Genomic DNA, 13,792 nt, shown 5'->3' on the forward strand with positions numbered 1-13,792 from the left:
CGCAAGAAACAAAAAAAGCCTGACCGCAATGGTCAGGCTTTTTTGTTTCTTGGCGCCTAGAACGTGTCGCGTGACGAACCGCTAATCGCCGGCTCGCATCTTTTGTGAGAGACCCCGTTCAGCAGCCGCCAAACGTGCGGCCTGTTTCTCCAGATCCTCGTGCCGTACCGAGAGCCATTGCTGGAAACGGCGATACTCTTCCGCGATCTCGGTGCGACGTTCTTCGAGTCGCGCGAGCAACTCTTTCACTTCGTTCTCGCGACGTCGCCAAATTCCGGCGGCGTCTTCGTGCGATTGACGAATCTTGACCCGCAGTTCCGCCGTGCGACGCGTCAGCTCGGCGGTCGGCGTTTGTCGCATCAGTTCGGGCCAGAGTTCGGCGACGACCAACTGCGATTCGAGCGCTTCACGATGTTTTTCGCGCAACTCTCGTTCGATCTGTTCGACCGCCGCATGGCGCTGTTCCAGCCGTGATTGACGCTCGTCCAACTGCGTGGCCAATTGAATCAATTCAGTCTCGCCGCGCTGACGGACTTTTTCTTGCAGCTCGCGCTGTCGCAATACTTCCGCTTCCCATGCTTCGCGCTCGCGGGCCAAATCGGCCTGCCCGCGCGTGTAGACAAGCGCGTCGCCGGCCTGACTTCGTTGGGCGTCGGCGAGTTGGGAAGCGATTTCATCGAGTTCGACTTTTCGCGTTTCGAGAGCCGCATAGCGGTCTTCCAATTGCCGCTCACGTTCGTGCAATTGGGTCGAAAATTTCTCGATCGCCGCTTGCTGGGCTTTGACTTCGGCCAGTTTGCGATCGACGGCGCGTCGCTCGGCGGTCGACTTCTCTTCGAGCGACTCTTGCGTGATCCGCAACTGTGAAGCGCTTTTCGCCAAGCGTGCGTCTTCACGCTTTTGCGCTCCGCGCGTTTGTTCGAGTTTACCTGCTTGCTGGTCGAGCTTGATGACTTGCGCCTCCAGCTCGTTTTGCCGATCATTCAGCGCTGCGTCCCGCTGATCAAGCTCCCGATCGCGGCGATCTAGCAATTTGGTCCGTTCGGCCAGTGCGGCCGCTTGCTGTTCGACGCCGAGTCGCGCGATCCGAGTTTCGTTATCAATCGCAGCCAATTGCGACTGCAATTGCGCCTCGCGGCGCTCTAACTCGGCGCGTTGCTCACGGAGGATCGCCGCTAGCTCTTCGAGATGTCGACGTTGGGCTGGCGATAGTTCGCCTGGCTCCAACTTCGCGACGATGTCGTCTTCGATATTTTCGGCTGCCGACGGAGATCCGGCGGCAGCGCTGGGAACATGCGGCCCATCGACGCGCAGCGCATCGACCGGCTTCTTTTCGGCCGTCGGTCCAGGCGTCGGATTCTGTTTTGTTTTGCGCTGAGTTGCCATGTCGCGTTCGACGAGTTTGCTAGCGTTATAACCGGAAAAGTTCGCCGCTACTGCTTCGTCATCGGCAAATACCCTCGTCGACATTCAACCTGGTTCGTCTTGGTAAACTTTTGCGCATAAAAAAAGGGAGACCGAAGTCTCCCTTTTCCATTTTTGCTATCGCTGCTGTCGTTCTCAACCAGTGCTTGCAGGCCCAATTAGCTCTTGGCGCTGTCGATCGCTTCTTGCAGTTTCGATTTCGGCTGCACGCCCATGAATTGCGAGACGACTTCGCCGTCTTTGAAGATCATGACCGTGGGAATGCTTTGGATGCCGTACTTGCGAGCCAAGCCCGGGTTCTGGTCGGTATCGACCTTGCCGACCTTGGCGCCGCTTTCATATTCCTGGCTTAGTTGATCGATGACCGGGGCGAGCTGACGGCAGGGGCCGCACCAAGGCGCCCAAAAGTCAACGAGAACCGGCTCGGTCGACTGCAGTACTTCCGTCTCGAAGTTTGCTTCGTTAAATTCCTTCGCCATGGCGAATCATCTCCACAACCGTAAAATGTCTCATTAAAAAGCGCCAACGATCCAGGCGCTTCTGGTTTTGCTGGCAGAAACCGCTCAATTATAGGTGGGGGTGAGGGGGTGTCAACGAACCCGACCCTCCCAACAAACCCTCCTCAAATGGCTTTTGACCTGCTTTACCGCGTTAGCGGCGTACTTATTAGGATGCTCGATGGCTGCCCAGGTTACGATCTATCACAATCCCCGCTGCCAAAAGAGCCGTCAAACGCTCCAACTCCTGCGCTCGCATGGAGTTGAGCCCAAGATCGTCGAGTATCTGAAGACGCCGCCCGATGCACGGTCGCTAGCAAAGTTGGTCCAACAGCTAGGGGGGCGAGCAAGCGATCTGGTCCGCGATAAAGATTGGAGAAAACTCGGATTGCCGCAACTCGAGGATCCTCAACAGATCTTCCAGGCATTAGCGGAACGCCCGGAGCTGATTGAGCGTCCGATTGTTGTCAGCGGCGGAAAGGCCCGACTCGGCCGTCCCCCCGAGAATGTCCTGGAATTGCTGTAGCTTCTACGGCGGTTTCTCACCCCACAGTTCTCGCATTCCCCTGTCCGCAACAGCTATAGTAGACTTGTCCTCCTGCTGTTAGCGGGCGAAGACCTGCTGTTAGCGGGCGAAGAGCTGTGCACCTATCGACGAAAACCTTCGAGAGCCGATGGCGATACCGTCCTCGGCGCTTGTCCATAAACATAGAAACGACTCATGGCTGATTACGTTGTCCGTTACGGGTCGATGCGTCTCTTGGGCGTATTTTCGGCTCGAGCGAAAGACGAGTTTCAACGAGATGAGTCGGTCATCGTGCGCACCAAGCGCGGTCTGGAACATGGCGCAGTCCTTTGTGCGGCGACCGATCAAGCGGTCGAAATGCTCCCCGATCCGACGCGCGGCCATATCTTGCGCGGGATGACCACCGAAGACGAAGGCGAAATCACGCACCTGCGAGACAATGCGTCGCGCGAGTTTGACCTGTGCCGCAAGTTTGTCGAGCAACTGAAGTTAGAAATGCAGTTGGTCGATATCGAGCATCTGTTCGGCGGCGAGCGGATCGTGATTTATTACCTGGCCGAAAATCGCGTCGACTTTCGTGATCTGGTCAAGCTGCTGGCGGCCGAGTTTCATACTCGGATCGAAATGCGGCAGATCGGCGTCCGCGACGAAGCAAAGCTGCTGGCCGACTATGGCGACTGCGGCAAACCAGTTTGTTGCAACACGCATTTATCCGAGATGCCGCCGGTCTCGATGAAGATGGCCAAGCTGCAAAAAGCGACGCTCGATCCGACGAAGATCAGCGGGCGTTGCGGGCGCCTCAAATGTTGTCTCCGTTACGAGTACGATACGTATGAAGAGTTGCAGCGCGAGTTGCCGCCGATCGGCTCAGAAGTCGTGACCCGCGATGGTCGCGGCAAAGTGATCAATCAAGAGATCTTGGCCAGCCAAGTTTTGTTGCGAATGGAAGACAATCGCACGATTCTGGTCGATGCGGCCGAAGTATTGTCGGTGGTGAAAGCAGCGCCTCCTCAAGCCAAAAAACGCCGAAAATCAGACCGCAGCGAAAATTCGCCGCAAAATAAAAGTAGCGAGCCGCCGTCAGCCGATGATGCGCCTGCATCCTCGTAGTACGGATGTTCCAGCGATCCAATCATGGTCGCAAATCCTCCCAGTCCATGCCCAACTTTTCGCCCAGCTAACGTACGACATGACAGACGAAACTTATTCCGACTTTATGCGGATGCTGAAAGAGGATCCGCGATTTAAGCTGGAAGCGTACCAGTTTGTACGCGAAGCTTTGTCGTTCGGTCAGAACCTCTTCGAATTGGAAGAGGATGACGACGACGAAGAGGAGCTCGACCTCGACGAAGAAATGATTTTGGACGAAGAGGAATTCGATGACGAGGAAGATGACGTCGAGTGGAGCGAACCGGAACGTCACCTAACTGGGCAAATGCTGTGCGAAGCGATTCGCAACTTTGCCCAGCAACAATATGGCTTGATGGCTAAGACGGTGCTCAATAGTTGGGGAATCGAAACGACCGGGCACTTTGGCGATATTGTCTATAACCTGATCGAAATCGGCATGATGAAAAAGTCGCCGCAAGATCGTCGCGAAGACTTTGATGATGTCTATGATTTCGACGCCGCATTTGTCCGCGATTTTCGCATTGAAGTCTCTGAGGAATCTTCGCCGCGATGAAACGTTCGCAATCCAAATCGAAGTCGCCGGCGCTCCCCGTCTCGCCGTACATGCTGCCGATCTCGGATCCGCCGGTCAAACGACCGACAGCGCTCCGCTGGATGTTGGCGCTGTTGGCCGCTTGGCTCATGTTTCTCGTCGCAATGGCGTCCGATCGACTTTGATTGAAGATGGTTGGCCGTAATAGCCGTAGCTATCAGGGGCCAACCGAAAGGGATTGCAACTTCCCAACCTGGCGCAAAAAAGAAGCCGCCTTCGAACGCGCAGGCACGCACGCTCCAAGGCGGCATTCGATGCAGTCGGCCGCGCGAACAAAAGGGTGGATTGGCCCTTTTAACGTCCGCAGTAGGCGCTCGCTTGATATCGACGCTTCGGATCGATCCAGTAAGAAGGATCCATTTCGAGCGCGAACTAGCCGAGATTCGTCACAATTATCGAAGAGGGGAACACGTGGTTGCGACAAAGCGCCGCAGATGGACGAATCGCGATCAATCAAGCGAGCAGTAAACCGACTGCTCGTGGTGGTACGACGTTTCTCCGTCGTCCCGACGGCAATATCGCGCATCCCTTCGCGTCAACTCACTATGACTAGGCTTTCAGCTGCGAGACATTTATGTCCAACGGCGGAAAACCGGACGTGACGCATTTTTTGAGAGGGGTTTTTGACGCTGCGAACTTTTGGATCACCGAATTAAAAAAACGCAAATCCAGAGCCGCCGTCGTCAAAACTAGTACTATCAGAAACGTCAACCTAGCGAAATCGCGAGCAAAGTTCAAGCAAAAACCGAGAGATATTATCCAACCGGGGGGCATTTCTCTCGACTTGATACGAGCGCGGTCGCATGCCAGAATCGTGGCTTGCCTCTTTTAACGCGCAAGCCCCTTTTTTGCGCTGCATAGATCCATGCATGTGGATCGGAAAGAGACTCGCGAGAGAAGATCGATCGCGACTTTGCGCCTTGTATGGAGTTCAATCCAAAGATGAAGATCGTTCCCCTTGGTGATAACCTGGTGGTGAAACGTCTCGACGCCGAAGAGACGACCGCCGGCGGCATTGTGCTGCCCACCGCTGCTCAAGAGAAACCCAAACAAGGACGCGTACTGAGCGTCGGCGATGGGCGACTGTTGGTCGACGGCAAACGGGCGCCGCACGACGTCAAAGAAGGGGATCGCGTCTTGTTCTCCTCCTGGGCTGGAACCGAGATCAAAGTTGGAGATCAAGAACTGTTGATCATGAGCGAAGCCGAAATTTTGGCCGTGCTCGAATAATCGCTACAAATAGAACTTGCTAGCCTCCTCGGCTAGCGGTCCTAGAATGGAAGCATCCCACCGAAAAATCGGGGTGGCAGGCCAGTAAAGTGCTAACGCCGGTTTCCGAGCGGATACCAATCAGGATCCGCTCCAGGTACTTTCATTCCAGAAGAGGAAATCTTGATGCTTGCTCTTTTCACGCTCCGCAAAGGCCTACTTGGTCGGGGACTAGCGTTTGCTGCGCTAGTCGCATTCACGTCGCCTAGCTTGGCCGCCGACGACGATCGCGCCGCCTATGACAAAGCGATCACTTCGGCTGTCAATTTTCTGGCTGCTCAACAAAACGAGGATGGCTCGTTCAGCGACGCTGCGCCGATCGGAGTCACCGGACTGTGCGCGGCCGGAATTCTTGAACATGGCCGCACCGCCGATGATCCGGTGGTGAAGAAGGCCCTCACTTTCCTCGAATCGAACATCAAGGAAGATGGCGGCATCTACGGCGAAGGAAGCAACCACAAAAACTACGAAACGTCCTTGTCGGTTCTCGCCTTTGCGGCAGCCAACAAAGATGGCCGTTACGACAAGCTGCTCGCCAGCACCGATAAGTTCCTCAAAGGAATTCAGTGGGACGCTAGTGAAGAAAAAGAAGAATCGGATCCTTTTTACGGCGGCGCCGGATACGGCGGTCACAAACGACCTGACCTATCGAACACCGCGTTCATGATGGAAGCGCTGAAAGCGACCGGAACCGGCCCCGATGATGAAGCGATGAAAAAGGCGCTCGTCTTCGTCTCGCGATGTCAGAACCTCGAGTCGGAACATAACACGTCCGAGTTTCCGGCCAAGAACCCCGACGGCGGTTTCTACTACACCATCGCCGCCGGCGGTAGCAGCCAAGCCGGCGAAACACCCAACGGCGGTCTGCGCAGCTATGCGTCGATGACCTACGCCGGTCTGAAGAGCATGATCTACGCTGGTCTCGACAAAGATGACGAGCGCGTTAAAGCGGCCGTCACCTGGCTCGGCAAGCATTACACGCTGGACGAAAACCCCGGTATGGGCCAACAGGGATTGTTCTACTACTACGTCACTTGCGCCAAAGCGCTCGACGCTTTGGGCGAAGAAGAGTTTGTCACCGCCGACGGAACCAAACATCCGTGGCGCGCCGAACTACGTGCCGAACTGCTCGGCCGTCAACAGAAGAACGGCAGTTGGGTCAACGAAACGACTCGCTGGATGGAAGGCAATCCGCAATTGGTCACCGGCTATACGCTGTTGGCGATCAAATATGCTCAGCCGACCGCAGCGAAGTAAGCTGGTTGCCGCCAACGAAATTCAAAAGCATGCCAGGGCAATCTTGGCATGCTTTTTTATGCGCGGCGAGCATGCGCCGCACTTTACATCCAGCGCGTCGTCAGGTCTTCCAGCAGCAGCAACTCGGTGTTCCAATGATGTGGTTCTGGTCGATTGCAGATCTCCATTTCCGTGGTTTCATCCTGGCTGAAATCTTGCGAGACATAGTCGGGGTGGTTGGTCGATTGAATCATCGTTTTCCTTTCCAAGAAGTACGGCCTGGAGCCTCTCGATTGCATGTCCAATCCTAAAACTCCTACCTAAGGTCTTCGTGATTCGAACCTAAAATCGACTTCATGTTTCCTGTCCAGCTAATCTCCGCCGCCGAATGTATGGGTGACGATCGCACTAGCAAAAGATGTCTATGACCCCAACATCACGATTTCACCTCCACGCGATCCGGTATCAAAAACTTGCCGGTATCGTATGCCTGCTGACGATCGCTGCATCAGGCGTCGTCTGTCGTCCCAATCTCGATCAAGCGACGAGCGCGCAAACACCGTCCGACGCAACGATCGCTTCCCAGTGGCGCAATCCTAACGGCTCGATCCGTTGGCCTCCCGATGAAGGATTTGCAGGCAAGCCCCAAGAGGTGAAAATCGCGATCGGCGTCCAGTTAGAACGTTACGGTTATCCCAGCGGTTCGTTCGTAGCGCCGGTCGGAGAACCGGCGCCGGAACTCTCGATGGCGCCCGGCACGATCGACAAGCCATATTATGTTTACGAAGTGCTGAAACCGCTGCCGGCGCTGGAAGGGAAAGCGGCGCCCTGGTTTGATCAGCCCGGCGGCGGCGTGCAGTACGACCTGGTCAAGCCGATCGAACATTGGCTCACTACCGGCTTTCTGAAAACGGTGAAGCAAGCGATGCATCTAGAAGAGCTGGCGAGAAAATTGGAAGCGAGTAACGTGCCGGCCGACATGGTTTCGCTCGTCGGCGGTTTGCCCAACGAAGCGCATTGCATCGAACAAGTGGCCGATGGAACGTGGCGCACCTATTACAGCGAGCGCGGGCGACGCTCGGGGCTAAAGAGCTTTGAAACCGAAGAAGCGGCGTGTGAGGATCTGTATCGCAAAGTGATGAAATAGAAACCGGCGTATCAAACAGGATCGCTCTAGGAGCATTCCCCCTCTCGGCGTTATCCTGAGGTCGTTCTGTTACCTAGGAGAACCCAATGCGAATCCTCTTTACTCTCTGCTTCGTGCTAGCAATCGCCGGCATCGTCGCCGCAGATCAAGAGCTTGATTATCGCACTGCTGGTAATATTCGACTGGTGAAGGGGCCATTTTATTTTCTGTCCCTCTCGACCAGGCGCTGCATTCCGCCGATTTTGGAAACCCCTGAACAGCGCAAGCGACAGATCCATTTCTCGGCCGACTTGGTGACGCCGCTACGACCGCCGATCAATTGGCTCAACCTGACGCCGGGCAGGTCGCTGATTGGGGAAGAAGAAGAATTCAAACTGGGCCTAGGGGATTTGAACTAGGCGCTTCGACAGGCCAAAACCTGGCCGACAAATTCGTGCTGGATCACGTCCGACGCTGAGGAGAAACCGCGATGCGAACTCTGCTTGCCATTTTGATCCTGTTGACCTTGTTGTCGACGACTCACGCTGCGAATGTCCCTTTTCGCTCGGCCAAACAGCTGACGTTGCCGGCTCTGTCAAAGCTGTTTTGTCGCCAGGCGACGCCGCGTTGGTTGCGACCGATTCCACAACCGCCGGTTGTCAGACCGATCATGTTTAGCGTAGTAACGCCGCGGATTATTATTCAACCAGAGGAAGAAGAAGAACTGAACCTCGATGATTTGGCGGATTAGCGCCGTCAGATATTTCGCGTCTGCTTGGGTCTCGCGACGTTTGTTGGAATCTCTCTTCGGCAGGCCAAGGCTAGAGCGCTTTTCAGCGAGCTGAATAATATAGTCCCCTTTCGCGCCGGCAATCTGTGCTGGAACACCCTCGTGAAAAGCGATCTAGCCCTAGCAAACCCGTTTTCCCACTTTGCTTAGAATGGCCTGCCGTCAGTTGCTGTCCGCAAGATCTTTCACGCTGACCATCTTCAAACGGCCGTGGGGATTGTGCATGGGACTCTGCGGCTCAAAGTCGTCGCTCGTGATGGCGACGACCTGAAAGCGAGGTCCATCTTCATCGGCGATTAGATGACCCACTTCCATCGGTTTACTGCCGCCGCAAATGTAACGCATGATCTCAATGATCGCCTGACCTTGCTCATCAATGTCAGCAGCCCCCATAAGCAAGTCGGCAAATCCCATCGTCTGCATCCCCATGGTGTAGGTCGTTCCCCGGCCGCGAATGATGGAAACAAACGCGAAACTGATCGCATCGGGACCTCCATCCTCGGTCATTTCAATCCAGTCCTCGCCGCCGTGGGCAAGCGCGCAATTGTCAACAAATACGCCGGCGCCCCCGGCGCGCACGATGGCGGCTGCGGCTTGCATCATCACCAGCGCCGATTTCAACGAACCGCCGGGTCCACGCAAACCGATGTTGACGCTGTATTGAGAAATCGTCGCTTGCTCTGCGCTGGTGGGCGCCTGGCGACACGAGGATTGAAAGATGGAGACAAACTGGTCATCCGCCGGCATCGGGAAGAAGTCGATCTGCGTCTCGTCCGGCAAAATCAATGTCTCCGGCGTCAGGCGATATCCGGCAGGCAAACGCTGCAAAAGTTCACTCGGATCAGACCAAGCCCCAGGAATACGCAACGTGATTTGGGAAGAGAGATCGTCGTTCGCGTTCATCGTTCATTCGCCCCCTGGCATTGCGTTTTGGAGTTAGACCGGACCGTCTGTCGCTTGGTCGCAATCGTAACATCCCCGCAACGCGGCGGCGAATTTTCGACGTTTGCGCAACGATTCCACGAAAAACGGCCTCAGCGAAATCGCCAAGGCCGTTTGTTGTTGCTGGGAAGCGAGCGGACGGGAAGTCCGAAGAGCGACTAAGCGAGATTACTCTTCACTGTCGTCCCACTCTTCATCTTCCTCTTCATCATCTTCGTACTCTTCTTCGTCCTCATACTCTTCTTCTTCGTCGTCTTCGTACTCGTACTCTTCGTCGTCCTCTTCATCCTCGTCGGCGTCGTCGTCTTCGACTTCTTCCCACTCGGTCTCTTCGTCGTCGTCGTATTCCTCGTCGTCCTCGTCCTCGTCTTCTACTTCTTCATACTCTTCATCGTCGTCGTCTTCCTCTTCCCACTCTTCATCATCTTCTTCGTATTCTTCATCCTCGACATCGTCATCGTCCTCGTCTTCGATCGGCGCTTGCGCAAGTGGATGCGCTAGAGTCAGCGACAATTCCTCTTCCGCGGTGCGAAAAACTTCGGGAAAAAGCGTGATCGACACGTTAAGCTCCTTTTCACTCCGCACGGCCTTCGGCCGTCGATTCAGTACTGGGTGTTTTAGTTTCGTCGGTATTCCAATCCCCAATCGGACGGCGAAAGTCGTCCGCTCGAGGCAAATCGTCTAAATTCCGTAACCCAAACATACGTAGGAATGATCGGGTTGTGGAGTACAGGTAAGGGCGTCCCAGCTCTTCGCTTCGTCCGCTGATTTTCACCAGGTCGCGATCCATCAACTGACGCAGCATTTCTCCGCAATTCACGCCGCGGATCGCTTCGACATCAGCCCGCAAAACAGGCTGACGATAAGCGACGACCGCTAGCGTCTCCATTGCAGGAGAGCTGAGCCCGGACGCAACCGGTTGATTCCCCAATCGGCGAATCCAGTCTGCGAACTTGGGTCGCGTCATCAACTGAAAACCGCCGGCCGACTGTTCAACGCGAAAAGCGCGATGCGCCGCGTCATACAGGCGATTTAGGAAACGAATTAGTGTACGAGCTTCAGTTCCGTCCGCCAAGTTGGCGAGCTGGGCCAATTTGCGGCTGGAAAGGGGTTCTCGCGCCAAAAACAAAATCGCTTCCAATCGCTGCATCCGCGAATCGCGAAATTTGCTTTCTGATTTCTTCGCAGGAGCAGTCCGGCGTTTTATTCGGCTTCCAGGGCGATGGTTCTTGCGGATTTTCGGCGTCCAGGCCGAAGTTGCGCCGCTTACTAGTCGACGCCGATGCGTTTGAAGTCGAAGTCGAGTAGGCATTGCGGGGATTTTGGCCAAACCGAGAGAAGGACAAACGACTGGTCGCTATTCTAGCGAGATTGCGAATCATCACGAGATTTCAGCTCTTTGTGCCAACCGCGGAGCAAATCGAGCGTCTTTTGCATCGCGTCGATCGGGTGCTGGGCGGTCGCCTCAAAACGTTTCGACTCTTCCTTGCCGGCGACCCGTACTTTCGCCATGCAGTGAAAGCGGTAGACCCGCGGTTTCTCACCCCAGGCTTCGAGCCGATAGTAGGAAGCCCCCATTTGCTGTAATTGCTGCTCTAATTCGCTGGAGCGCTGTGATAAAATGCCATCCAGGGCCTTCCCTAAGGTGGGGCCATGCTCGTCAAAAACCGGGACAATTTTGTCAGAACTGGGGGATGGGCCCGATTCGGCGAACGGATCTTCGACCAACGGAAACGCAAGATCCCGGTTGACCGGCTCTTCGCGCGGTTGCGTGCGAACTTGCGGCTTGCCGAGATGTTTTTCCGGAGTGTCGCTGGTCACCCCTTCAACGGGTTTCGGCGGTTGGAACGCGGCGACGACGCGCTGCAAACCATCCGGCGCAAGCGCCGCGGCAGGCAGAAAAATTAAGAACGCCAGCATCACCAACGATCGCAAAGTGACGGACGCCGAAGACTCGTGACTCACGTATTTCCTATCCTCTACAATTCTGAACGCAGCGCAAAATCTTAGGTGGATGGGCGTTACGCGAGAATACGTTTTTCCGCCGCGACACCCTTTTTTTTTCGGTTTCCGTATCCTTATTTACGTTCTACACCGCCGCTAGCAGCCTGATTGAACCCATTTACTCTGTGAACCATAGAGCCCGCACCGATGGCGAATTCCCCTACTTTTCCTCATAAGCCGACCGCTGGCGCCGGGCGCAGTTGGCCGATCCTGTTTCCATTGATCGTCTTCAGCGTCGTGATCGCATTCGTCCTGTTCGTCGTCTGCTCCGGCGGATTTATGATGGTCAGCGGAACGCAGTTTCATCCGGCCGGATTCCGCATTCGCCGGTTTGTCGCTTTACGTCTGCCGGTGGTCGGAACTCAAGCAGGAAGAACCAGCTACACTGACGAGACCCCAAAATTGTCGCAATTGTTGGTCAAACGAGGTTGGATCAGCAAAGCGCCGCTACAAACGCCTGAAGACGAGTGGGACCTGATTGAGCTCGACCGTGAGTGGCGCGGAATTCCTTCAAATCTGACTGATTATCTGCGTGATGAAAATAGTCGGGTCGATTTGTATGCCTGGAGCGAAGCCAATCCGCTGTTGGCCGGAATGCTTTGGAGCGAAGTCGAACATGCGGCCAAGTTAAAACTCTATTGGATGGCGCCGGAGTTGATCGACAAAATGGTCGACTTTTCTCGCCGGAAGCCGCTAGACAAATCACTCAGCAAAGAGGATCGCTCCCTACTTGCTCAAATAAACCTAACCTCTTATTTGCTTTCTGTTTATCAAAAAACGGAAGACGGCGCCAAAGCCGCAGGAGAGACGCAACTTGCCGCCGACTGCCGCAAACAGATCGAACGTCTCAGCAGCGTCGGCGTCGTCATTCCAGAAATGACCGTAAACCCAGCAAAAAGCGACCAGCCCAAGCCGAAAACCACCCAAAAGCCGACGACGAAAAAGTCAACAACTTCCCCGAGCGAAGTTCAGGAATCGAGCAATTGACCAGCGCTGATCCAATCTATCTCGATAACAACGCGACGACGCGATTGGCGCCCGAAGTTGCGCAGCTGCTGGCCGAAGCCTTCTCGCACGGCTACGTCAACTCGTCGAGTCAGCACGCGCTGGGACGCCGTTCGCGAGCCGTCTTGGAACGCGCGAAAGAAGAAGTTTTGGCGGATTTAGGGGCGAAAACCGCCGGTTTTACCAGCGACGAGTTTCTGCTTACCAGCGGCGGAACCGAGTCGAACAACCTGGCGATTTTTGGTTTGGTAAAGCCTCAGCCGGGTCGGGTGATCGTCTCTTCGATCGAGCATCCCAGCGTCTCGGCCGCAGCCGATTTGCTGCGACTTCGCGGTTATGACGTGCAGACAATCGCCGCTTTAGGTACCGGTGTCGTCGATGTCGAGCACTTCCGCGAACTGCTCACGCCCCAAACGCAACTGGTCAGCGTAATGCTGGCCAACAATGAGACCGGCGTTCTGCAACCAATCGTCGAAATTGCCGCGATCTGCCGGGAAATGGGGGTGATAATCCATACCGATGCCGTCCAGGCGGTAGGAAAAATGCCGGTCAACTTTCACGCACTGCAAGTCGACGCGATGACGATCACCGCACATAAATTGCATGGCCCGCGTGGGGTGGGTGGGTTGGTCCTACGCCATGGGGTGCAGCTTTCGCCGCAATTGCATGGAGGAGGGCAACAATTAGCGAAGCGCCCCGGCACCGAAGCGGCCGAACTGGCGATCGGGATGGCGAAAGCACTGCGGATCTCGATTGAAGCAGCGCCGCAGTACCAAGCGTTGGTTGGACTACGCATAGAGCTGGAAACCGAACTGCGCCAGATCGATCCAACCTGCGTCATCCATGGCGCCAAATCCGAGCGGCTGCCGCATACGATCAGCGTCTCCTTTCCCGGGATCGATCGCCAGGCGTTGGTGATGGCGCTCGATATGGCCGGAGTCGGTATTTCGACCGGTTCGGCATGTGCCAGCGGGTCCAGCGAGCGGTCACCGGTGCTGATCGCGATGGGGCTAGAAAACGAGCAAATCGAGAGCGCGGTGCGAATAAGTTTGGGCCGCGACACGACCCGCGACGAAGTACTGGAAGCGCTGCGTCGTATCTCTAAGTGTATCAATGATTTGCGTCGATAGAATTCGGGCGATTGCCGTCCGCTTAAGGCTATTCATCTGGCCATAAATCCGCTATAATCCGGGCTTGGAAAAAAGCTCATCGCGTGCACACAGCAGCACGTCTTTTGGGGCCGCATCTT

At 55.5% G+C, this 13,792-nt stretch carries 19 protein-coding genes; 12 read left to right on the plus strand and 7 right to left on the minus strand.

What is annotated here, in order from left to right; all coding sequences use genetic code 11:
• Positions 1 to 81: 81 nt before the first annotated feature.
• Together M4951_RS25475 and trxA are read right to left on the minus strand one after the other, a co-directional pair.
• On the minus strand, positions 82 to 1,386 hold the full coding sequence (locus M4951_RS25475; RefSeq protein WP_262024412.1) for a hypothetical protein: 1,305 nt from the start codon (positions 1,384 to 1,386) through the stop codon (positions 82 to 84).
• Positions 1,387 to 1,583: 197 nt separating this feature from the next.
• Positions 1,584 to 1,904 carry a thioredoxin gene (trxA, locus tag M4951_RS25480; protein ID WP_262024413.1) on the minus strand — a complete coding sequence of 107 codons (321 nt, stop codon included), beginning with the start codon at positions 1,902 to 1,904 and terminating at the stop codon, positions 1,584 to 1,586.
• Positions 1,905 to 2,103: 199 nt separating this feature from the next.
• Between trxA and arsC the strand changes: the two genes are divergently transcribed.
• The 7 genes from arsC (at position 2,104) to M4951_RS25515 (ending at position 6,697) form a co-directional block, all read left to right on the plus strand.
• Positions 2,104 to 2,448, plus strand: a complete 345-nt coding sequence (gene arsC / locus M4951_RS25485) for an arsenate reductase (glutaredoxin) (RefSeq protein WP_262024414.1) — start codon at positions 2,104 to 2,106, stop codon at positions 2,446 to 2,448.
• 195 nt (positions 2,449 to 2,643) lie between these two features.
• A complete protein-coding gene (locus M4951_RS25490; protein ID WP_262024415.1) occupies positions 2,644 to 3,558 on the plus strand; it encodes a stage 0 sporulation family protein in 915 nt (304 codons plus the stop codon).
• Positions 3,559 to 3,637: 79 nt separating this feature from the next.
• Complete coding sequence (locus M4951_RS25495; RefSeq protein WP_262024416.1) at positions 3,638 to 4,132, plus strand: Minf_1886 family protein; 495 nt, start codon at positions 3,638 to 3,640, stop codon at positions 4,130 to 4,132.
• On the plus strand, positions 4,129 to 4,296 hold the full coding sequence (locus M4951_RS25500; protein ID WP_262024417.1) for a hypothetical protein: 168 nt from the start codon (positions 4,129 to 4,131) through the stop codon (positions 4,294 to 4,296). Before M4951_RS25495 ends, M4951_RS25500 begins: the two co-directional genes overlap by 4 nt.
• Positions 4,297 to 4,586: 290 nt before the next feature.
• Complete coding sequence (locus M4951_RS25505) at positions 4,587 to 4,724, plus strand: hypothetical protein (protein ID WP_262024418.1); 138 nt, start codon at positions 4,587 to 4,589, stop codon at positions 4,722 to 4,724.
• Positions 4,725 to 5,113: 389 nt separating this feature from the next.
• Entirely contained in the window at positions 5,114 to 5,401 is a 288-nt protein-coding gene (gene groES / locus M4951_RS25510) for a co-chaperone GroES (RefSeq protein ID WP_040351987.1), read from the plus strand.
• A 165-nt stretch (positions 5,402 to 5,566) separates the two neighbouring features.
• A complete protein-coding gene (locus M4951_RS25515; protein WP_262024419.1) occupies positions 5,567 to 6,697 on the plus strand; it encodes a prenyltransferase/squalene oxidase repeat-containing protein in 1,131 nt (376 codons plus the stop codon).
• Between the two features lie 83 nt (positions 6,698 to 6,780).
• On the opposite strand, the gene M4951_RS25520 is transcribed toward M4951_RS25515, so the two are convergent.
• Entirely contained in the window at positions 6,781 to 6,930 is a 150-nt protein-coding gene (locus M4951_RS25520; RefSeq protein ID WP_262024420.1) for a hypothetical protein, read from the minus strand.
• A 170-nt stretch (positions 6,931 to 7,100) separates the two neighbouring features.
• On the opposite strand from M4951_RS25520, the gene M4951_RS25525 reads away from it, so the two are divergent.
• From M4951_RS25525 to M4951_RS25535, 3 genes are all read left to right on the plus strand, one after another.
• Positions 7,101 to 7,823, plus strand: coding sequence for a TNT domain-containing protein (locus tag M4951_RS25525; protein WP_262024421.1), 723 nt, complete (start codon positions 7,101 to 7,103; stop codon positions 7,821 to 7,823).
• 86 nt (positions 7,824 to 7,909) lie between these two features.
• Positions 7,910 to 8,221, plus strand: coding sequence for a hypothetical protein (locus tag M4951_RS25530; protein WP_262024422.1), 312 nt, complete (start codon positions 7,910 to 7,912; stop codon positions 8,219 to 8,221).
• A 71-nt stretch (positions 8,222 to 8,292) separates the two neighbouring features.
• A complete protein-coding gene (locus M4951_RS25535; RefSeq protein ID WP_262024423.1) occupies positions 8,293 to 8,553 on the plus strand; it encodes a hypothetical protein in 261 nt (86 codons plus the stop codon).
• 201 nt (positions 8,554 to 8,754) lie between these two features.
• Here the strand turns inward: M4951_RS25535 and M4951_RS25540 are convergent, their stop codons facing one another.
• The 4 genes from M4951_RS25540 to M4951_RS25555 all read right to left on the minus strand — a co-directional run bounded on the left by M4951_RS25540 (position 8,755) and on the right by M4951_RS25555 (position 11,499).
• Positions 8,755 to 9,495 (minus strand): hypothetical protein, encoded by a 741-nt coding sequence (locus M4951_RS25540; protein ID WP_262024424.1) that lies wholly within the window; start codon positions 9,493 to 9,495, stop codon positions 8,755 to 8,757.
• A gap of 207 nt (positions 9,496 to 9,702) precedes the next feature.
• Entirely contained in the window at positions 9,703 to 10,095 is a 393-nt protein-coding gene (locus M4951_RS25545; protein ID WP_262024425.1) for a hypothetical protein, read from the minus strand.
• Between the two features lie 13 nt (positions 10,096 to 10,108).
• Positions 10,109 to 10,684: an SMC-Scp complex subunit ScpB gene (scpB, locus tag M4951_RS25550; protein ID WP_262024426.1), complete on the minus strand. Its 576-nt coding sequence runs from the start codon at positions 10,682 to 10,684 to the stop codon at positions 10,109 to 10,111.
• A 212-nt stretch (positions 10,685 to 10,896) separates the two neighbouring features.
• Positions 10,897 to 11,499: a hypothetical protein gene (locus tag M4951_RS25555; RefSeq protein WP_262024427.1), complete on the minus strand. Its 603-nt coding sequence runs from the start codon at positions 11,497 to 11,499 to the stop codon at positions 10,897 to 10,899.
• A gap of 186 nt (positions 11,500 to 11,685) precedes the next feature.
• Here M4951_RS25555 and M4951_RS25560 point away from each other — a divergent pair, with 186 nt between their 5' ends.
• Positions 11,686 to 12,525 carry a hypothetical protein gene (locus tag M4951_RS25560; protein ID WP_262024428.1) on the plus strand — a complete coding sequence of 280 codons (840 nt, stop codon included), beginning with the start codon at positions 11,686 to 11,688 and terminating at the stop codon, positions 12,523 to 12,525.
• Positions 12,522 to 13,673 carry a cysteine desulfurase family protein gene (locus M4951_RS25565; RefSeq protein ID WP_262024429.1) on the plus strand — a complete coding sequence of 384 codons (1,152 nt, stop codon included), beginning with the start codon at positions 12,522 to 12,524 and terminating at the stop codon, positions 13,671 to 13,673. The genes M4951_RS25560 and M4951_RS25565 overlap by 4 nt, the downstream gene beginning before the upstream one ends.
• Positions 13,674 to 13,792: the final 119 nt, after the last annotated feature.

Origin of the sequence: Blastopirellula sp. J2-11 (assembly GCF_024584705.1) — a bacterium.
Taxonomy (GTDB): domain Bacteria; phylum Planctomycetota; class Planctomycetia; order Pirellulales; family Pirellulaceae; genus Blastopirellula.